This is a genomic window from Azospirillum sp. Marseille-Q6669 (assembly GCF_965111635.1).
Map to the genome: position 1 here is coordinate 2,192,662 of NZ_CBCOOP010000001.1, position 18,017 is coordinate 2,210,678.

Below are 18,017 nucleotides of genomic sequence, written 5' to 3' on the forward strand. Positions count from 1 at the left end.
CCTCGACGAGTATTTGTGGGATCGGGAGGCTCACGTTATAGCGTCGGGCGGCCAAGGCAACAAGCGTCAGGGACAAGGGGGAAAGGGGCATGCGCGATCCGCGCTCGATCGTCATCACCGGGGCGTCCAGCGGCATCGGGGAGGAACTGGCCCGCGCCTACGCCGCCCCCGGAGTCATGCTTGCCCTGAGCGGGCGCGACTCCGCGCGGCTGGAGGCGGTGGCGGAGCGCTGCCGCGCCGCCGGGGCGGCGGTGGAAACCGCGCTCGTCGACGCGGCGGACCGCGAGGCGATGGCGGCGTGGCTGACGGCGCTGGACACCCGCGCGCCGGTCGATCTGGTCATCGCCAACGCCGGAATCTCCGCCGGCACCGGGGGCGGGGTCGAAAGCGCCGAGCAGGCGCGGCGCATCTTCCAGGTGAATGTGGACGGTGTGTTGAACAGCGTCCACCCGCTGCTGCCCGGCATGCGGGCGCGGCGGCGCGGGCAGATCGCCCTGATGGCCTCGCTGGCCGGCTTCCGCGGCATGCCCGGCGCGCCCGCCTATTGCGCCAGCAAGGCGGCGGTGCGGGTCTACGGCGAGTCGCTGCGCGGCGATCTGGCGGGGCAGGGGATCGGCGTGACGGTGATCTGTCCGGGCTTCGTGAAAAGCCGGATGACCGCGGTGAACCGCTTCCCCATGCCCTTTCTGATGGAGACGGACCGCGCCGCCCAGGTCATCAAGAGCGGGCTTGCCCGCAACAGGGCGCGCATCGCCTTTCCCTGGCCGATGGCCGCCACCGTGTGGCTGCTGGCGGCTCTGCCGGTGGGATTGACGGATGTCCTGTTGCGGCAGGCGCCGCGCAAGGAATAATCGGGGGGATTAGGGCTTGGCTTTCCAATAGCCCCAGACGGAGGCCGGCGGGACGTTCAGCGGGGTGAAGCCCAGCCGCTTGCCCTTGACGCCCAGCGCGCGCTGGTTCAGCGGCGACACGAGGCCGTAGGTGTAGAGAACGAAGCGCCCGCCCTCGGGCAGGATGCGGAAGCAGGCCTCGACGACCTCCTTCTGGGCGCGCATCGGCAGGTTCAGCATGGGGATGCCGATGACCACCGTGCCGACCTTGCCGACCAGCTCAGGGCCGAGGATGTCGGCGGCCTTGCGGCAGTCGTCATGGACGACGTTGACGTCTGGATAATGGCCGCGCAGGAAGCGCGACAGATGGTCGTCGATCTCGAAGGTGAAGATGCGGTTGCCCGGAATGCCGCGCTGGAGCAGGGCCTTGGTGATCGCGCCGGTGCCGCCGCCGAACTCCACGACGACCTGATCCGGCCCGCACAGAACCTGTTCGCCGATCAGCCGGCAGAGCGCGCCCGAGGATGGTGTAACGGAACCCATGGAAAGGGGATTTGCCAACCAACGCTGGAAGAAAAGCCACGCGGCCGGCGGCGTCTTGCCGCTTTTCTGCTTCTCCGCGACGGTGATTTCCGTTGGTGTCATGATCGGCCTTTCGCCGTTGGCTGTTGAGCGTTTTACCCCGGGGCTAAACAAGCTGGAGCCTCAGGGGGTCCCGAACCTAACAATCCCAGAGCGCACTTATGTCGCATCCCGGGTTCCCCCGCAACCGGCCGAAGCGGCGGGAGCTATGCCATAAACGCGGGATATGACGTGGCGGCCAGCAGGGTCTGGCCGGCGTAGGACAGGCTGCTGGCGACCAGCGCGAAGAAGACCAGGGCGGCCACGGTGAGGGCGAGGCTGACCGCAACGGCGGCCCCGTCGCGTTCGATCAGGCCCAGCGACAGCAGGACGAGGGCGAAGCCGGGCAACCAGCCGGTCAGCGGCAGCGGCACCACGCAGGTCAGCGACAGGAGCAGCACCAGCACGCCGAACCAGCGTTCCCCGTCGATGCTGGCGAAGCGGCTGTGGCGCGGCTTCAGCATCTTCTCGATGGCGGTCAGCCGCGGCATCGCCTTGTCGATCATCCGCGCCGCGAGGGAGCGGCTGACCGAGCGGCGCAGAATCCAGCCGGGCAGGGCGGCGCCGCGCTTGCCGAAGGCCATCTGGGCGGAGAAGAGAAGGATCGGCAGGTCGAACAGGCAGGACACGCCCAGCGGAACCGGCGCGATGGTGGGCAGCGACAGGGCCAGCAGGATGGTGCCCAGCGAGCGGTCGCCCAGCGCCTGGATCAGGTCGCCCAGCGACACCCGCCCGTCCGGCAGGTTGGCGCGGAAGGCCGCCAGAACGTCGGAGGTCCGCTCCTCCCCATGGTCCTGCCGCCCACGGCGGGCGACGGTCGCGGGGAGCGAGGCGCCTCCGGTGAAGGCCACGTTGCGCGGCACGCTCATACGCCGGCCTCCGCCGCCGCCGACTCATAGGCTTCGAGATGCTCAAGCCATGCCTCCTCGGCGGCGGACAGCTTCTTGTCCACCACGCCGAGGTCGATCTGGAGCTTCTGCAGCTTGTCGCTGGGACCGCTGTAGAGGGCGGGATCGGCCAGCTTCGCCTCGATCTTGCGTTTCTCCTCGGTCAGCTTGTTGACCTGCGACTCCGCGTCGGTGGCTTTCTTCTTCAGCGGGGCGAGCGTGGCGCGGGCCTCCGCCGCAGCGCGGCGCTGATCCTTGCGGCTGGCCCCGGCGTCCGTCGTCTCGCCGCCCTTGGCGGCGGCGCGCTCGGCCCGCGCTCGGTCGAGCAGGAAGCGGCGGTAGTCGTCGAGGTCGCCGTCGTAGGGCTGCACCGTGCCGTCGGCGACCAGCAGAAGCCGGTCAGCGGTCAGCTCGATCAGGTGCGGGTCGTGGCTGATGAGGATGACGGCGCCCTCGAATCCGTTGATCGCCTCGATCAGCGCCTCGCGGCTGTCCACGTCGAGATGGTTGGTCGGCTCGTCGAGCATCAGGATGTGCGGCGTCTCGCGGCTCATCAGTGCCAGCAGCAGCCGGGCCTTCTCGCCGCCGGACAGGTCGGCGATGCGGGTTTCCGCCTTGCTCTGCTGGAAGCCGAAGCGGCCGAGATGGGCGCGGACCTTCTCCTCCGGCGCCAGCGGCATGATGCGCTGGGTCTGCTGGATGGGGGTCAGCGACAGGTCCAGCTCGTCCTGCTGGTGCTGGGCGAAATAGCCGACGCGCAGCTTGGTCGGGCGCTTCACCTCGCCGGCCATCGCCTCCAGCCGACCGGCCAGCAGCTTCACCAGCGTGGACTTGCCGTTGCCGTTGGCGCCGAGCAGGGCGATGCGGTCGTCCATGTCGATGCGCAGGTTGACTCGGCGCAGGATGGCGCGGTCGCCGTAGCCGATGGTCACCCCGTCGAGCGCAATCAGCGGCGGGGCCATCTCGTCCGGCTGGGGGAAGTTGAAGACGACCTCGGCGTCGTCCTCCATCAGCGTGATGGTCTCCAGCTTCTCCAGGGCCTTCAGGCGGCTCTGCGCCTGGCGGGCCTTGGTCGCCTTGTAGCGGAAGCGTTCGACGAAGGCCATCATGTGCTTGCGCTTGGCCTCCTGCTTGGTCGCCATGGCCTGCAGCCGCTCCATGTTGGCGCGGCGCTGCTTGAGAAACTGGTCGTAGTTGCCGGCGTAGGTCACCAGCTTGCCCTGGTCCACATGGATGGTCGTCGTGGGGACCGAGTTCAAGAGGTCGCGGTCGTGGCTGACCAGCAGGATCGTGTGGGGGTAGTTCTTGAGGTACCCCTCAAGCCAGATGGTCGCCTCCAGATCGAGGTGGTTGGTCGGCTCGTCGAGCAGCAGCAGGTCGGGGCGGGCGAACAGCACGCCGGCCAGCGCCACGCGCATCCGCCAGCCGCCCGAGAAGTCGGAGCAGGGGCGGGTCTGCGCGTCGGCGTCGAAGCCCAGGCCGGAGAGCACCTGGGCGGCGCGCGACGGCGCCGAATGCGCCTCGATGTCGGCCAGCCGGGCGTGGATCTCGCCGATGCGCATGGGGTCGGTGGCCGTCTCTGCCTCGGCCAGCAGGGCGGTGCGCTCCGTGTCGGCGGCCAGGACGGCGTCGATCAGCGTGGTGGCGCCGCTCGGGGCCTCCTGCGCCACCATGCCGATCTTGGTGCCGGTGGGCACGCCGATGGCTCCGGCGTCCGTCTGGAGCTGGCCGGCGATGAGCTTGAGGAGGGTGGATTTTCCGGTGCCGTTGCGGCCGACCAGCGCCACGCGGTGGCCCTTCGACACGACCGCGGTGGCGCGGTCGAACAGCACACGTCCGCCGTAGCGGAACGTCAGGTCGTTGATGTGCAGCATATCGGCGCCGGTTTACCATGGAGAAACCGCAATTTGAAGCGGGACCCGCGGGCCAACCCTTCATGGCAGCCGCGCGAAGCGACGTGGTGCGGCCTCACGAACCGGTTGCCGTGGCCGAAAAGCGCCTATATAACCCCGCGCAATCGGCGCCCCGGCCAAACCAGCGGCGCCCATAACGCATTTCCAGCAGGAGCCCACCGCCATGGCCGTCGAACGCACCCTCTCGATCATCAAGCCCGATGCCACCCGCCGCAACCTGACCGGCAAGATCAACGCCAAGTTCGAGGACGGCGGCCTGCGCATCGTCGCGCAGAAGCGCGTCCAGCTGTCCAAGGCCCAGGCCGAGCAGTTCTACGGCGTGCATCGCGAGCGTCCGTTCTTCAACGACCTCGTCTCCTTCATGATCTCCGGCCCGGTCGTGCTCCAGGTTCTGGAAGGCGAGAACGCCATCGCCCGCAACCGCGAGATCATGGGCGCCACCAACCCGGCCAACGCCGCCGAGGGCACCATCCGCAAGGAGTTCGCCGAGTCGATTGAGGCCAACTCGGTGCACGGCTCGGATGCTCCGGAGACCGCCGCGCAGGAGATCGCCTTCTTCTTCGCCGGCATCGAGCTGGTTGGCTGATCGCGGCTCGTCCGCTTCGCAGCCTTGTGCGAAGGGCCGTCCCGACCGGGGCGGCCCTTTTCGATTCAGGGTCGATTCAAGCGCGAATCAGGACCTTCCGCCCGCAACTTGTCGCCCGCGCCGGGTCACGGCATCGTGGACAGGCGTGGCGAAGTCGAGTATTCGGGGATTCTACCGCTAGGAGTACCCCCGCCATGGAAAATCCGCACGTCAAGCCGATCGTCGCGGCCCTGCTGGAACCGCTGCCGCCCCTCGTGAAGGGCAGGAACGACCTGAGCGATCCGGGCGTGGTGGAACTGCTGGTGCGGGGCTACGTCGACCAGTGCCTGGCGGCCTTCCAAGAGGTGCTGCGCGGCAACATCGAGCAGGACGCGGCCATCGACGCCATCAACGCGCAGGCCACGGCCCTGAACGCCGTGTTCCTGGGGACCAGCGGCTTCGACACGGTGATCGTCCACCCCTGGAATTCCGCCGATCAGCTCGGCCAGTTCCTTCAGGACACGGTGGGGCTGGATTTCCCGGCGGAGGATTGCGTGCGCGCCGCGCTGATCCACCTCGCGACCCACGTCATGCACGCCATCCAGGGCGGCACCGAGACGTGGGAGGAGCAGGTGGACGCGCTGGTCGGCGAAATGCGCGACCTGCTGCTCGGCCGTCTGCCGGACGGGGCGTAAGCGCCCCGCCACAGCATTCCGGTTGGCCGCCTGAACGGGCTGTCATACCGACGGCGTGTGAAGGCTTCCTTTGAGGCGAGCCCGATCCACCTGATTTGGCATGGGCAGCAAGGTTCACCTGGTTCATCACCTTGACGCCGATGAGCTGCATCGGCTGTACAAGGCCGCGACGGATGCGACGGAGCGGACGCATCTGCAAATCATCTGGCTGCTGACCAGTGGGCGCTCGGCCCAGTTCGTGGCCGAGGTGACGGGGTACACGCCGCGCTGGGTCAGCGTCATCGTGGGACGCTATAACGAGGCCGGGGTTGCGGGGCTGGGTGACCAGCGCCAGTTCAACCCCGGCGCCAGACCGCTGCTCGACGAAAACCAGCGACAAAGCCTGAGGACTAGCCTGGCCGATCCGCCGCCCGGCCGCGGTTTGTGGACGGGCCACTCGGTCGCCCAGTGGATCGCCGGCATGCTTGGCCGGCTCGTCTCACCCCGGCGCGGCACCGATTATCTGGGCCGGCTCGGCTTCACCCGCCAAATACCGCGCCCCCGCCATGCCGAAGCCGATCCCTTGGCCCAGGAGGTCTTCAAGGCCCGGTTCCGCCGCCGTGTGCAGGCCCTCCAGCAGGAAGACCCGGACACACCCTTGGAGGTGTGGGCGATGGATGAGCATCGCGTCGGGCTGAAGCCGGTGCTCCGCCGAGTGTGGGCGCCGCGCGGCCGCCGGCCGGTGGCGCGCGGCCACCAGCGCTTCGAGTGGATGTATCTCGCGGGCTTCGTACGGCCGAGCACCGGACAGGTGATCTGGTTTCTCGTCGATGGCCTCGATGCGCCCATGTTCGGTGCTATCCTGGACGCCTTTGCCCGCGAGGTCGGGGCCGGGCCCACCAAGCAGGTGCTCATCGTCCTCGATGGCGCGGGCTGGCATGTCGCCGGCTCGCTGGACATCCCGGAGAGCATCACGCTGGAGTTCTTACCCCCGTATTCCCCCGAATTGCAGCCCGCCGAGCATCTCTGGCCACTGACCAACGAGACGATCGCCAACACCTACTTCGAGGATCTCGATGCCCTCGATCAAGCACTCGCCGATCGCTGCTGCGGTCTCGCCGATGATCCCGACCGTATCCGCGCCGCCACATGGTTCCACTGGTGGCCGCAATTCGCATGAATTCCAAGCAATGGAAGCCTTCATGCGCCATCGGTATCAGACCAGGAAGATCGCCATGAAGACCAGCACGGCGATTACGCCCGCGGTCGCCAGCGTCAAGAAGCGGGTGAAGGCGTGCCAGCCCGCCTCGTGGCGGCGGACGACATCCTCGCTGACCGGATTGTGGCCGTGTTCCGTAACCGCCATCGCCCTCTGCCTCCCCTGTTATGGTTCCGGCGGAGAATGTGGGGAGTGCGGACGGTTGCGGCAAGGGTCCCGCTTGCCCGAGGGGCGCCTTTGGGGCGACTCAGGCCGGCGGGTTGATGAGCGTCGGCAGGTCCGCCGCCGGGCCTGACAGGGTCACCCGGCCATCCTCGACACGGGCGCGGCCCTCGGCGATCAGGCGCAGCGCCTGGGGATAGAGCCGGTGTTCGGCCTCCAGCACGCGGGCGGACAGCCGGTCGGCGTCGTCGCCGGGCAGGACCGGCACCGCGGCCTGGGCGATGATCGGCCCCTCGTCCATCTCCGGGCGCACGTAATGGACGGTGCAGCCGTGGAAGCGCACCCCGGCGTCCAGCGCCCGCTGGTGGGTGTCCAATCCCTTGAAGGAAGGCAGCAGCGACGGGTGGATGTTGATCATCCGGTCGTGCCAGCGCTCGACGAACCAGGGCGACAGCAGCCGCATGAAGCCGGCCAGACAGACCAGTTCGACCCCCGCCTCGCGCAGGCGCGCGTCCATGGCCTCTTCGAAGGCGCGCTTGTCGCCGGGGAAGTCGCGGTGGCTGACCACGGCGACCGGGACTCCGGCGGCGGTGGCGCGCTCCAACCCGTAGGCGTCGGCCTTGTTGGAGAGCACCAGAGCGATGCCCGCCGGAAAGCCCGGGGCGGCGCAGGCGTCGACCAACGCCTGCAGATTGCTGCCGCGCCCGGAGATCAGGACGCCAACTTTCAAAGAGTTGGGCGTCAGGCCGACCATGCCGTGTCCATGCCGGTGACGGTGACGCGGGCATCGCCGTCCTTGACCGCATGCACGGTGCCGACGGTGAAGACCGTCTCGCCGCCCTTGGCCAGGATCTCGGTCGCCTGCTGCGCCTTGTCCGCCGGGACCACGACGACCATGCCGAGACCGGTGTTGAAGGTGCGCGCCATGTCCAGCGGGGTCAGCCCGCCCGTCTTCATCAGCCAGTTGAAGACCGGCGGCAGCGGCCATGTGGCCGCGTCGAGCGTGACGCCCAGCCCGTCCGGCAGGACGCGCGGGATGTTCTCGATCAGGCCGCCGCCGGTGATGTGGGCCATCGCCCGCACCGTGCCGGCACGCACCGCGGCCAGCGTGCTCTTCACATAGATGCGGGTCGGGGTCAGCAGGGCCTCGCCCAGCGTCTTCCCGGCGTCCCAGGGGCAAGGCGAGTCGTAGCCGAGGCCGGACGTCTCCACCAGCTTGCGGACCAGCGAATAGCCGTTGGAATGCACGCCGGAGGAGGCGAGGCCGAGCACGACGTCGCCGTCCCGCACGGTGGCGCCGGTCAGCGCGTCCTTGCGCTCCACCGCACCGACCGAGAAGCCGGCGAGGTCGTAGTCGCCCTCGGCGTACATGCCCGGCATCTCCGCCGTCTCGCCGCCGACCAGCGCGCAGCCGGCCTGACGGCAGCCTTCCGCGATGCCGGCGACGATGGCGCGGCCCGCGGCGACGTCCAGCTTGCCCGTGGCGTAGTAATCGAGGAACAGCAGCGGCTCCGCGCCCTGAACGACGAGGTCGTTCACGCACATCGCCACGAGGTCTATACCCACCGTGTCGTGCCGGTTCGCCAGGATGGCGACCTTCAGCTTGGTGCCCACGCCGTCCGTGGTGGCGACCAGCAGCGGGTCGTGATACCCGGCCGCGCGCAGGTCGAACAGGGCGCCGAACCCGCCCAGCCCGGCGTCGGAGCCCGGGCGCGCGGTGGAACGGGCGAGCGGCTTGATCGCGTCAACGAGCGCGTTGCCCGCATCAATGTCCACGCCGGCCTGCTTGTAGGCGTCGGACGTGTTATTAGACTGGGTGCTGATGGTATCCTCGCTTGGGCTGAGCTATATACCTGGGCCACCTGAACCGGGTCATTTTGGGCCGGGTCATAAGGGAACGGGCCGAACATACTCGAATCGGAAGGCTTTGCAATGCTCCACCGCCGCCATGCGCCGCTGTTTGCGGGCTTCGCCGCCATCACCGTGGCCCTGGCCGTTCCGGCCGGCCCCGTGGACGCGCAGGTGACCGGCGCCGCTCCACCCGCGGTGGCGGCCCCGGCAGCGCCTGGGACGGCTTCCGCGGCGGTTCCGGCGGCGGATCCCTTCACCGTCTCCGGAGTGAAGGTGGACGTCAGCGCCGCCAACGCCAACGCCGCCCGCGATCAGGCGATCCGCGACGCGCAGGTGAAAGCCTGGGCGGAGCTGTACAAGCGCCTCGTCCCCACCGCCACCAGCGTGCCGCGGGTGTCGGACATCGAACTCGCCCGGCTGGTCCAGGGCTTCGAGATCGACGACGAGAAGGTTTCGGCCACCCGCTATGTGGGCAGCATCACCGTGCGCTTCCGTCCCAACCCGGTGCGCGAGACGCTGGCCGGCGGCGGCCAGCAGTATGTCGAGCCGCCGGCCCGGCCCTACGTGATCCTGCCGGTCACCGTCGTGGATGGGCGCCCCGTCCTGTGGGAGGACCGCACCGACTGGCGCGAGGCCTGGGAGGGCCGTCCGGCCGGCGCCTCGCTGGTGCCCCTCGTCGTTCCGGACGGCGAGTTGGCCGACATTTCCGCCATCGGCGTGAACGAAGCGCTGTCCGGCGATCCCGAGGCACTGGCCCGCATCGCCCAGCGCTACAACGCCGGGGGCATTATCGTCGCCAAGACCGACCTGCCGGCGGGCGGTCTGGATCTCGGCCGTCCGCTGACGGTCGAGGTGACCCACTACACCCCCGACGGCACTAGGGACCAGCAGACGGTCAACGTGAAGGCCGACATGGCCGACCGGGCCGGCGACTTCCTGACCCGCGCGACGACCTTCGTGTCGGCCGCCATCGACGAATCCTACCGCCGCGACAACACCGTGGCGAGCGGGCCGGAGCAATCGACGCTGGTGCGCGTGCCGCTGGCCAGCCTCAACGACTGGGTGGAGACGCGCAAGCGGCTGGGCATGGTCAACGCCGTGACCCGCACCGACGTTCTGTCGATCAGCCGCTACGAGGCGCTGGTCGCGCTGACCCACCGCGGCGATGTCGAGCGGCTGCGCCAGGCGCTGGCCCGCCGCGACCTCGGCCTCGCCCGCACCGGGGCGGTCGCAGCACCGATGCCGGCTCCTGTTCCGGGCCAGCCGCTTCCGCCGGTCGCGCCCACGCCGGAATGGCAGCTCCAGGTGCTGGCGAAGGGCGCCGGGGCGTCGTCCCTGGCGCAGCCCGCCGCCGTTTCGCCGGCGTCCGTCCCGGCCGCCACCCCATCCACTTTTTCTCCGGCCACCACCGCGCCGTCGGCCTATCCCGGCGTGACGCCGGCGCCGGTCGGCGCGCCGCAGGCCGCTCCGGGGGCGCCGCCGCGCATTCTGGGCACGCTGCCGGCAGGCACGGCGCGCCCGTGACGGCAAAGGGCGTGACGGCAGAGGGTCTGGCAGCGTTACAGACGGGCCGGTACCGGCCCTTGACGGGGCGCCGGCGCAAGGGACAACGGCAGAAGGCACCGCGGTGAGCATCCCGAACATCATCACCTTCGGCCGCATCCTGGTGGTGCCGGTCGCCGTCTACTTCATCCTGGCCGGGGAGCTGGGGGTTGCCTTCTGGCTGTTCGTCGGGGCGGGGGTGTCCGACGCCGTGGACGGCGCCGTTGCCCGTATGTTCCGCGCCCGCACGGTGCTCGGCGCCTATCTCGACCCGATCGCCGACAAGGCGCTGCTGGTCAGCGTCTACGTCTCGCTGGGCCACATCGGCGTGCTGCCGCTGTGGCTGGTCATCCTGGTGGTGTTCCGCGACCTGATGATCGTCGGCGGGGTGATGCTGCTCTACACGCTGAAGGAGTCGCTGGCGATGCAGCCGCTCTACGTCAGCAAGATCAACACGGCGGTGCAGCTTGCCCTGGCGGCGGCGGTGCTGGCCCCGGCGGGGCTGGGCCTGCCCGACTTCCACCTGTTCGGGCAGGAGCTGGTTCCCCTGTTGATTTGGGTCTGCGCGGCGACGACGGTGCTGTCGGGGCTGGCCTACGTCTACCGCGGCGGGCTTCTGTTCAGCCGGCACGGAGGGGTGCCGTGACGGCGGCCAAGCAGATCCGCTTCTGGCTGATCGGCCTTGGCCTGTTCGTTCTGGTGCTGTGGCTTCTGTCCGGCATGCTGCTGCCCTTCGTGGTCGGGCTGGCGGTCGCCTATCTGCTGGACCCGGTGGTCGACCGGGTGGAGCGCTGGCGCCTGCCGCGTTGGCTGGCGACGACTCTGGTGCTGCTGTCCTTCGTCCTGGTTCTGGTGCTGATGGTCCTGCTGCTGCTGCCGCTGGTGCAGTCGCAGGTGTCCCACCTGATCGAGGTGCTTCCCAACTACGCCAACGCCGCGCGGGACCGGCTGCTGCCGATGCTGGACCGGCTGATCCACCGCCTGTCGCCGGAGGATGTGGAGCGGCTGCGCGGCGCCGCCGGCAACTACGCCGGTGACGTGGTCGGCTGGGTCGGGCGGGTGCTGAAGCATATCCTGTCCAGCGGTCTGGCGCTGTTCGACGTGCTGTCGGTGATGTTCATCACGCCCATCGTGGCCTTCTACCTGATGCGCGACTGGGACATCCTGGTCGCCAAGGTGAACGGTTGGCTGCCCCTGCACCATGCCGCGACCATCCGGGAGCAGGCGCGCGAGGTTGACGAGACGCTGGCCGGATTCGTCCGCGGGCAGGCGCTGGTCTGTCTTGTCCTTGGAGTGTTCTACGCGGTGGCGCTGTCGCTGGCCGGCCTGGATTTCGGGCTGGTGATCGGGCTGATGGCGGGGCTGCTCTCCTTCATCCCCTATGTCGGTTCGCTGTTCGGATTCGTGTCGAGCACCGGGCTGGCCCTGCTGCAGTTCGACGATCCGTGGCGAATCGCCATCGTCATCGCGATCTTCCTGTTCGGGCAGGCGGTGGAGGGCAATGTTCTGACGCCGAAGCTGGTGGGCGAGAAGGTCGGGCTGCACGCGGTCTGGGTGATCTTCGCCCTGCTGGCCGGCGGGTCGCTGTTCGGTTTCGTCGGCGTCCTGCTGGCGGTTCCGGTGGCGGCGGTGATCGGGGTGCTGACACGCTTCGCGTTGGGGCGCTATCTTGAGAGCCCCTACTACCGCGGTACTCCCTCTTCATGACACTGGCGGCCCAGATACCGCTCGACCTCGGACACCGCGCCGCCATGGGCTGCGAGGATTTCCTCGTCGCGCCCAGCAACGCCGAGGCGGTGGCGTGGCTCGACCGTTGGCCGTCCTGGCCGGCGCCGGCCCTGACGCTGTACGGGCCGGACGGTTGCGGCAAGACGCATCTGGGCCATGTCTGGCGGGCGCGCAGCCACGCGCCCATCGCCATGGGCGAGGTGCTGGACCAGATCGACCCGCACGCCCTGCTGGCCCGCGCCAACGCCGTGGTGGTGGAGGACGCCGACCGGGTGGCCGGCGCGCCGGCACGGGAGGAGGCGCTGTTCCACCTCTACAACCTTTCCCGCGACTCGGGCGGGCATCTGCTCCTGCTGTCGCACCGCCCGCCGTCGCGCTGGCGGATGAAGCTGGCCGACCTGCGCTCCCGCATCAAGGCGGCCCCCGCGGTGGGCGTGGAGGCGCCGGACGACGCCCTGCTCGCCGCCGTGCTGGTCAAGCTGTTCGCCGACCGCCAGTTGCGGCCGGGCATGGACCTCATCACCTACCTGCTGGCCCGGATGGAGCGGTCGCTGGAGGCGGCGGGGCGGGTGGTCGCGGCGCTTGACCGCGCGTCGCTGGCCGCGCACCGTCCCGTGACCGTGCCGCTGGCCCGCGAGGTGCTGGCCGGTCTGGAGGCCGGGAAGGGAGGAGACGAGGATGGATCTGGGAATCGCCGGACGCCGCGCCATCGTGTGCGCAGCCAGCAAGGGACTGGGTAAGGCCTGCGCCCTGGCGCTGGCGCGCGAAGGGGTGGCGGTCACCATCACCGCGCGCGGCCGCGACCTGCTGGAGGCCGCCGCGGAGGAGATCCGCAAGGAAACCGGCGCCACCGTGACCACCGCCGTCGGCGACATCGCGACGGAGGAGGGGCGCGCCGCCGCTCTGGCCGCCTGCCCGGAGCCGGACATCCTGGTCAACAACGCGGGCGGCCCGCCGCCGGGCGATTTCCGCGACTGGGAGCGCGACGACTGGGTCCGCGCCGTCGAGGCCAACATGCTGGCCCCGATCTTCCTCATCAAGGCGACGGTGGACGGCATGATCGGCCGCCGCTTCGGGCGGATCGTCAACGTCACCTCGGCGGCGGTCAAGGCGCCGATTCCGATCCTCGGCCTGTCCAACGGGGCGCGGGCGGGGCTGACCGGCTTCGTCGCCGGGCTGTCGCGGCAGACCGTGCGCCACAACGTCACGATCAACAACCTGTTGCCCGGCCCCTTCGAGACCGACCGCCTGCGCGCCACCATGGAAGGCGGGGCCAAGGCCAACAACCGCAGCCTGGACGAGGAGATGGACGTCCGTCGCGCCGGCAACCCGTCGGGCCGGTTCGGCGATCCGGCGGAGTTCGGTGCGGCCTGCGCCTTCCTCTGCTCCGCCCACGCCGGTTTCATGACCGGGCAGAACGTGCTGCTGGACGGTGGTGCCTACGCCGGGACGCTGTAGGCGGCTGGGTGAGATTTGAGCCGGGTCCTGTCCGACCGCCATTCCAAGAGCCGTCGGACAGAACCTGGCGGAGTGCCCGCTAGAAATCGCAACGTGGATCGAGGACCGATATGGCCTCGAACGCGGCCTGCATGCCGCTTTCCCGGTGTGCTTCGCTGATGGCGAGACCTTCCGCGGCGATCACATCGAGCCTCGTCACGCCGATGAACGCGAACATCGACCGAAGGTAGGTTTCGGCGTGTTCGGACGACGCCAGGGCCGTGCTCTGTCGATACTGGCCGCCCCGCGCCACGGCAAGGATCACCCGCTTGTCCTGCGCCAATCCTTCCGAGCCGTTTTCCGTGTAGCGGAACGTCTTCCCCGCGATCACGATCCGGTCGATCCACGCCTTAAACTGGCTGGAAATGGTCAGGTTGTAGAGCGCGACGCCGATGACGATGACATCGGCATTGATGAACTCGTCCAGAAGTTCTTTGCCAAACGCGATGTCGTCCATCACGGCCGGAGACGCCGCCAGATGGTCGCCGGTCAGATGCGGAACGGGAGCCGCGGCCAGATCACGATGGATGATGTCGATCGCCGGATTGTGTTCCTTCAATCTTTTGACGATGGCTCCGGACAGCATGCGGCTTACGGATTGTTCACCGAGAATGCTGGAGTCGATGTGAAGCAGTTTCATGGGTGATCTTTCTTGAAAGGCTGGCGAGAGCGGCGTGCTGTCACGAACCGGCCGGCGGCTTCACGCCGAGCGTCTGCAACTGCATCACGATCAGCCCGAGAAAAATCAGGCCAAGACCGGCAAGACGGGACAGCGAGACGGGCTTTCGAGGGAGGCCGACAAGACCCCATTGGTCGATGATGATCGACGCCAGCATTTGCCCGGCGATGGCCGCCATGATGAATCCGGCGGCGCCGAGTTTCGGCGCAAGCATGAGCGCGCCGGTGATATAGACGACGCCGACAACACCGCCGATCCATATCCAGCGAGGGGCTTGTACCAGATTCGAGAGGGTCGGCGCTTCCACCCTTGCCAAAGCCATGACGGGCAGGATGCAGGCGAAGCTGACGCACAGGGATACGACCGTCCCCCACAGCGGATGGCCGAGCGACCGTCCCAGGACGGCGTTGGCCCCGGCTTGAAACGGAACAACCGCACCAGTGATGATCGCGGCCAGGATGAGAAACAGCGAATTGGTTTGCATGGTTGAGCCTCCATGCATCACCAGATGATGCATTCGCTTTGTGGATGGAAATTCTGATGTAATATCCTTCACATGCACAGCACGAATACCCTTCGTGGCATCGACCTCAACCTGCTGGTGGTCCTCGATGCTCTGCTGACCGAGCGGCATGTGTCGCGCACGGCATCCCGATTGAACATGAGCCAGCCAGCGGTCAGCCACGCGCTCGGGCGTCTGCGGCATCTGTTCGATGACCCCCTGTTGATACGCCGCGACGGGCAGCTCGTGCTGAGCGCAAGGGCGCTTGAAATTGCTCCGGTGCTGACCGAAGCCCTGCGACAGGTGCGGGAGGTTCTAGGACCGGGAGGCTTCGACCCAGCCAAGGAAAAACGGACGTTTCGCCTTGCGATGTCGGATTATGGCTCTGCTGTCGTCCTTCCCGGTCTGCTGAAAACGCTGCGCCTCGAAGCGCCGGGGATCGACTTGGTGATAACCCAATCGAGCCGGGAAGCGATGCTTCGGCAGGTGTTGGACGGGGACTGTGATCTGGCGGTCGGCGTGTTTCCCGATCTTCCAGAACGGATCGAAGCAGAGCAGCTTTTCGTCGAGCGCTTCGCTTGCCTTGCGGATCGGGACGGGCTGGGAAGCCATGACCGCCTGGATATTGGAGCCTATCTTGCCCGGCCACACGTGCTCGTCGCGATGAAGGACGAAGCAAACACCGAGATCGACACGGCCTTGCGCGCCGTCGGCCACACGCGCCGCATCGCTGTCACGCTGCCGCATTGGGGAAATGCGCCACGGTTGATCCAAGGGACAGATCTCGTTCTGACCGTGGCCCGGAAAGCCCTTGCGCTCTATGAGCATGACCCGGCCGTCATCGTCTTCGAGCCGCCATTTCCGATACCGCCATTTCCCTTCGTTCAGGTTTGGCATGAACGGCGCGGCGGCGATCCCGGGCACCTGTGGCTGCGCAACGCGGTCGCGGGCGTCTCGATGGCCGTGTAGTTGGTTGCCATCCGACATGGGTGCCGTCTACGCACCAAAGCTCCGGGTCGATCTGTCCTTACGCGCCCTCCCGTTTGCCGATTGCCAGCAAGCAGACGGACATGACCGTCATCCCGGAACCGTCAGACAGAATCCCGGAAACTTGCCATCACCAGAACACCGGCCCGTCGCGGAAGGTTTTCCACAGCCCCGGCAGCGCCTTGCGGCGCTTGTCGGCTTGTTTGGTTAGCCAGCGGGCGGTCGCGTCGGCGGCGGGCCGCTGCTCGGGCCGGTCCGCCGACAGACGGCGCAGACGATCGCCGGCCACCGCGGCGTCGTGCTCGGCGTCCAAAGCGCCCAACAGGGTGTCCAGCGCGGCGATGAAGGGCACCGTTGCGGTTTCGGCGTAGAGGCCGCGGAAGAACTCAGCCGTGTGGCGCAGCTTGCGCAGGCGGCGGCGCAGCCGGTCGCGCGCCGCGGCGTCGGCACCGTCCAGGTCGCGCCCCGCCTTCAACGCTCCGGCCTTCAGCGCCTTGGCGTGCTGGGCGGCCAACCAGGGGCCGGACAGCTCGGCCATCGGGCGGTCGAGCTGGGCGCGGACCTCCGGAGCGGCGCCGGACTGCCACGCCCCGTCCTCCAGCCAGGCGCCGAGCGCCAGGATCAGCCCGGTGCAACGTGGGGATTGGATCGCCTCCACCGCCGCCAGCGCGGGCGCCCGCCGGGTTTCCCGCACCGCGGCGGTCAGCGCGGCGATTCCATCGGCGGGGGCCTTCCCCGTCGCCGCGAAGGGCGCGATCCCATGGGACAGCAGCACGTCCCAGTCGCGCGCCGGGCCGAGCTGGCGGGAGAACCAGCGGATGTCGTTCCCGGTGTGGCAGGCATCCGGCACTCCGGCCAGGGGGCGGAACAGGCGGATGGCGGTGCGCAGGCGGCGCAGCGCGACGCGCATCTGGTGCAGCCCCTCCACATCGCCGCCGGCCAGGGCGCAGGCCTCGTTGGCGAGCAGAAGGCGCAGGCCGTGCCGCACGATGTGGCGGTAGGCCTCGGCCACCGTGGTGACCGGGGTCAGGCCCAGCGGCTCCGGCAGGACGGGGGCGGGCAGGCGCCCGGTGACGAGGCGGTCGCCGATTTCCGCCTTGCTCTCCGTCCCGATGCGAACCGGCACGCGGCGCTGGAGCGCCAGCGCGAGGTCGAACAGGCGGCCGATGCGGCCCGACTTCAGCTCAAGCTCGACCTCGCTGATGCGGGCGCAGGCGTTGCCGGCGGTGATCTGGCCCTCGTCCACCGCCACCTCGATGGAGGTCAGGGCGTCCGGGCGGACGAGCAGGGTGGTGCGCCGGAACTCCGTCGTGAACTGCGGAACCAGTGCCGCCCGCGCGTCCTCCGGCACCAGGGCGGCGACACCCTCGGCGTCGAGGGGTGTCATGTCGGGGGCGGCCGTGGGGATGGCCCAGTCCCATTTCTTGCGGATGGCCACCGCGGCCGAATCGCCGGGGGTGGCGGCGTTGATGGTCTTCAGCGTCTGCACGAAGCGGTCGCCGTCCTGGCGCACCCGCAGGGCCACGCCCCCCAGGAACAGGCGCCGGTCCGGCGTGTCGTAATAGACGGTGCGCAGGTCGCGGACGGCCGGCGCGCCCTCCGCCTTCTCCTTCAGCGCGGGCAGGTCGGCAACGCGGGACAGATCGCGCGGATCGAGATGGAGCTTCATTTCCACCTCGCGCGTGGCGGACACCGTGGCGGACACCGCGGCGGGTGCGCCTGGGGGCGCGTTGTTCTGGGGCGCGGAAGACACGGGGGGCGACTCCTGCTCGGTTCCGGGCCTGCTCGGTTCGGAGTTGAAATACCCCATTTGGCAAAAGGGCGTTAAGAGAGTTTCCGCGGCAGGATGAAATCGGCCAGCCGTCCCGCCCCGCTGTCGAGGTCGGCCCAGCGGGCCGCTTCGAACAGAATGACGGCGCAGGCACCGGTTGGAAACTTCTCCGCCAACGCCGCGCGGTGCCGCTCCTCGCCGCTGCCGGTCAACTCGCGGGCGAGGTCGTGGAGGTCCGGGTTGTGAGCGACCAGCATCAGCGACGACACAGACTCGGGCGCGTCGCGCAGCCGTTCCAGAAGGACCCCGGCGCCGCACAGGTAGAGGCCGCGCTCGCGCTCCACCGGGATGCCCGGGGCGTCCATCACCTCCAGCAGGCGGTCCGCGGTGTCCGCCGCGCGCCGGGCGGTGGAGCACAGAACCAGCCCGATGCGCGCCCCGCGGTCCTTCAACTCGTGCCCGACCAGCCGGGCCGCCTTCCTGCCCCGCGGCGCCAGCGGGCGGTCATGGTCGTCCAGGGAGGGATTGTCCCACGCGGACTTGCCGTGGCGCATGAGATACAGGGTCTTCATCGAGGCGGTCCTTCCTG

The 18,017-nt window shown here is 68.9% G+C and carries 20 protein-coding genes; 10 read left to right on the forward strand and 10 right to left on the reverse strand.

The window, feature by feature from the left end:
• Positions 1-89 precede the first annotated feature (89 nt).
• On the forward strand, positions 90-851 hold the full coding sequence (locus tag ACWPXE_RS09695; protein ID WP_454017635.1) for an SDR family NAD(P)-dependent oxidoreductase: 762 nt from the start codon (positions 90-92) through the stop codon (positions 849-851).
• Positions 852-860: 9 nt separating this feature from the next.
• Here the strand turns inward: ACWPXE_RS09695 and ACWPXE_RS09700 are convergent, their stop codons facing one another.
• The 3 genes from ACWPXE_RS09700 to ACWPXE_RS09710 all read right to left on the reverse strand — a co-directional run bounded on the left by ACWPXE_RS09700 (position 861) and on the right by ACWPXE_RS09710 (position 4,212).
• Positions 861-1,475: a class I SAM-dependent methyltransferase gene (locus tag ACWPXE_RS09700; RefSeq protein WP_014197477.1), complete on the reverse strand. Its 615-nt coding sequence runs from the start codon at positions 1,473-1,475 to the stop codon at positions 861-863.
• Positions 1,476-1,618: 143 nt separating this feature from the next.
• The gene (locus tag ACWPXE_RS09705; protein ID WP_059399172.1) at positions 1,619-2,320 is read right to left on the reverse strand and encodes an exopolysaccharide biosynthesis protein; all 702 of its coding nucleotides are present in this window, start codon (positions 2,318-2,320) and stop codon (positions 1,619-1,621) included.
• Positions 2,317-4,212 (reverse strand): ABC-F family ATP-binding cassette domain-containing protein, encoded by a 1,896-nt coding sequence (locus ACWPXE_RS09710; RefSeq protein ID WP_454017636.1) that lies wholly within the window; start codon positions 4,210-4,212, stop codon positions 2,317-2,319. Before ACWPXE_RS09710 ends, ACWPXE_RS09705 begins: the two co-directional genes overlap by 4 nt.
• 202 nt (positions 4,213-4,414) lie before the next feature.
• Between ACWPXE_RS09710 and ndk the strand changes: the two genes are divergently transcribed.
• From ndk to ACWPXE_RS09725, 3 genes are all read left to right on the forward strand, one after another.
• Positions 4,415-4,837: a nucleoside-diphosphate kinase gene (gene ndk, locus ACWPXE_RS09715; RefSeq protein ID WP_014197473.1), complete on the forward strand. Its 423-nt coding sequence runs from the start codon at positions 4,415-4,417 to the stop codon at positions 4,835-4,837.
• Between the two features lie 194 nt (positions 4,838-5,031).
• Positions 5,032-5,511: a hypothetical protein gene (locus ACWPXE_RS09720; protein WP_454017637.1), complete on the forward strand. Its 480-nt coding sequence runs from the start codon at positions 5,032-5,034 to the stop codon at positions 5,509-5,511.
• 100 nt (positions 5,512-5,611) lie between these two features.
• Positions 5,612-6,670 carry an IS630 family transposase gene (locus tag ACWPXE_RS09725; RefSeq protein WP_454017415.1) on the forward strand — a complete coding sequence of 353 codons (1,059 nt, stop codon included), beginning with the start codon at positions 5,612-5,614 and terminating at the stop codon, positions 6,668-6,670.
• A gap of 36 nt (positions 6,671-6,706) precedes the next feature.
• Here the strand turns inward: ACWPXE_RS09725 and ACWPXE_RS09730 are convergent, their stop codons facing one another.
• The 3 genes from ACWPXE_RS09730 to purM form a co-directional block, all read right to left on the reverse strand.
• On the reverse strand, positions 6,707-6,856 hold the full coding sequence (locus ACWPXE_RS09730; RefSeq protein ID WP_014197471.1) for an aa3-type cytochrome c oxidase subunit IV: 150 nt from the start codon (positions 6,854-6,856) through the stop codon (positions 6,707-6,709).
• 100 nt (positions 6,857-6,956) lie between these two features.
• Positions 6,957-7,625 carry a phosphoribosylglycinamide formyltransferase gene (purN, locus tag ACWPXE_RS09735; RefSeq protein ID WP_454017638.1) on the reverse strand — a complete coding sequence of 223 codons (669 nt, stop codon included), beginning with the start codon at positions 7,623-7,625 and terminating at the stop codon, positions 6,957-6,959.
• Positions 7,613-8,647 carry a phosphoribosylformylglycinamidine cyclo-ligase gene (gene purM / locus ACWPXE_RS09740; protein WP_454017639.1) on the reverse strand — a complete coding sequence of 345 codons (1,035 nt, stop codon included), beginning with the start codon at positions 8,645-8,647 and terminating at the stop codon, positions 7,613-7,615. Before purM ends, purN begins: the two co-directional genes overlap by 13 nt.
• A 156-nt stretch (positions 8,648-8,803) precedes the next feature.
• On the opposite strand from purM, the gene ACWPXE_RS09745 reads away from it, so the two are divergent.
• From ACWPXE_RS09745 to ACWPXE_RS09765, 5 genes are all read left to right on the forward strand, one after another.
• Complete coding sequence (locus ACWPXE_RS09745) at positions 8,804-10,246, forward strand: DUF2066 domain-containing protein (RefSeq protein ID WP_454017640.1); 1,443 nt, start codon at positions 8,804-8,806, stop codon at positions 10,244-10,246.
• Between the two features lie 103 nt (positions 10,247-10,349).
• The gene (locus ACWPXE_RS09750; RefSeq protein WP_094303303.1) at positions 10,350-10,910 is read left to right on the forward strand and encodes a CDP-alcohol phosphatidyltransferase family protein; all 561 of its coding nucleotides are present in this window, start codon (positions 10,350-10,352) and stop codon (positions 10,908-10,910) included.
• On the forward strand, positions 10,907-11,971 hold the full coding sequence (locus tag ACWPXE_RS09755; protein WP_454017641.1) for an AI-2E family transporter: 1,065 nt from the start codon (positions 10,907-10,909) through the stop codon (positions 11,969-11,971). The genes ACWPXE_RS09750 and ACWPXE_RS09755 overlap by 4 nt, the downstream gene beginning before the upstream one ends.
• Positions 11,968-12,732 carry an HdaA/DnaA family protein gene (locus ACWPXE_RS09760; RefSeq protein ID WP_454017642.1) on the forward strand — a complete coding sequence of 255 codons (765 nt, stop codon included), beginning with the start codon at positions 11,968-11,970 and terminating at the stop codon, positions 12,730-12,732. Before ACWPXE_RS09755 ends, ACWPXE_RS09760 begins: the two co-directional genes overlap by 4 nt.
• Entirely contained in the window at positions 12,671-13,450 is a 780-nt protein-coding gene (locus ACWPXE_RS09765; RefSeq protein WP_454017643.1) for an SDR family oxidoreductase, read from the forward strand. The genes ACWPXE_RS09760 and ACWPXE_RS09765 overlap by 62 nt, the downstream gene beginning before the upstream one ends.
• Positions 13,451-13,529: 79 nt before the next feature.
• On the opposite strand, the gene ACWPXE_RS09770 is transcribed toward ACWPXE_RS09765, so the two are convergent.
• Positions 13,530-14,129: an FMN-dependent NADH-azoreductase gene (locus ACWPXE_RS09770; RefSeq protein WP_454017644.1), complete on the reverse strand. Its 600-nt coding sequence runs from the start codon at positions 14,127-14,129 to the stop codon at positions 13,530-13,532.
• Between the two features lie 40 nt (positions 14,130-14,169).
• Positions 14,170-14,652 carry a DMT family transporter gene (locus tag ACWPXE_RS09775; protein ID WP_454017645.1) on the reverse strand — a complete coding sequence of 161 codons (483 nt, stop codon included), beginning with the start codon at positions 14,650-14,652 and terminating at the stop codon, positions 14,170-14,172.
• Between the two features lie 72 nt (positions 14,653-14,724).
• Between ACWPXE_RS09775 and ACWPXE_RS09780 the strand changes: the two genes are divergently transcribed.
• Positions 14,725-15,639: a LysR substrate-binding domain-containing protein gene (locus tag ACWPXE_RS09780; protein ID WP_454017646.1), complete on the forward strand. Its 915-nt coding sequence runs from the start codon at positions 14,725-14,727 to the stop codon at positions 15,637-15,639.
• A gap of 148 nt (positions 15,640-15,787) precedes the next feature.
• On the opposite strand, the gene ACWPXE_RS09785 is transcribed toward ACWPXE_RS09780, so the two are convergent.
• Complete coding sequence (locus ACWPXE_RS09785) at positions 15,788-17,410, reverse strand: CYTH and CHAD domain-containing protein (protein WP_454017647.1); 1,623 nt, start codon at positions 17,408-17,410, stop codon at positions 15,788-15,790.
• A 71-nt stretch (positions 17,411-17,481) separates the two neighbouring features.
• Positions 17,482-18,000, reverse strand: a complete 519-nt coding sequence (locus ACWPXE_RS09790; protein WP_454017648.1) for a SixA phosphatase family protein — start codon at positions 17,998-18,000, stop codon at positions 17,482-17,484.
• Positions 18,001-18,017: the final 17 nt, after the last annotated feature.

Coding starts and splice junctions, on each gene's coding strand:
- ACWPXE_RS09695 (WP_454017635.1), top strand. CDS start 90: ATGCGCGATCCGCGCTCGATCGTCATCACCGGGGCGTCCAGCGGCATC.
- ACWPXE_RS09700 (WP_014197477.1), bottom strand. CDS start 1,475: ATGACACCAACGGAAATCACCGTCGCGGAGAAGCAGAAAAGCGGCAAG.
- ACWPXE_RS09705 (WP_059399172.1), bottom strand. CDS start 2,320: ATGAGCGTGCCGCGCAACGTGGCCTTCACCGGAGGCGCCTCGCTCCCC.
- ACWPXE_RS09710 (WP_454017636.1), bottom strand. CDS start 4,212: ATGCTGCACATCAACGACCTGACGTTCCGCTACGGCGGACGTGTGCTG.
- ndk (WP_014197473.1), top strand. CDS start 4,415: ATGGCCGTCGAACGCACCCTCTCGATCATCAAGCCCGATGCCACCCGC.
- ACWPXE_RS09720 (WP_454017637.1), top strand. CDS start 5,032: ATGGAAAATCCGCACGTCAAGCCGATCGTCGCGGCCCTGCTGGAACCG.
- ACWPXE_RS09725 (WP_454017415.1), top strand. CDS start 5,612: ATGGGCAGCAAGGTTCACCTGGTTCATCACCTTGACGCCGATGAGCTG.
- ACWPXE_RS09730 (WP_014197471.1), bottom strand. CDS start 6,856: ATGGCGGTTACGGAACACGGCCACAATCCGGTCAGCGAGGATGTCGTC.
- purN (WP_454017638.1), bottom strand. CDS start 7,625: ATGGTCGGCCTGACGCCCAACTCTTTGAAAGTTGGCGTCCTGATCTCC.
- ACWPXE_RS09745 (WP_454017640.1), top strand. CDS start 8,804: ATGCTCCACCGCCGCCATGCGCCGCTGTTTGCGGGCTTCGCCGCCATC.
- ACWPXE_RS09760 (WP_454017642.1), top strand. CDS start 11,968: ATGACACTGGCGGCCCAGATACCGCTCGACCTCGGACACCGCGCCGCC.
- ACWPXE_RS09765 (WP_454017643.1), top strand. CDS start 12,671: ATGGATCTGGGAATCGCCGGACGCCGCGCCATCGTGTGCGCAGCCAGC.
- ACWPXE_RS09770 (WP_454017644.1), bottom strand. CDS start 14,129: ATGAAACTGCTTCACATCGACTCCAGCATTCTCGGTGAACAATCCGTA.
- ACWPXE_RS09775 (WP_454017645.1), bottom strand. CDS start 14,652: ATGCAAACCAATTCGCTGTTTCTCATCCTGGCCGCGATCATCACTGGT.
- ACWPXE_RS09780 (WP_454017646.1), top strand. CDS start 14,725: ATGCACAGCACGAATACCCTTCGTGGCATCGACCTCAACCTGCTGGTG.
- ACWPXE_RS09790 (WP_454017648.1), bottom strand. CDS start 18,000: ATGAAGACCCTGTATCTCATGCGCCACGGCAAGTCCGCGTGGGACAAT.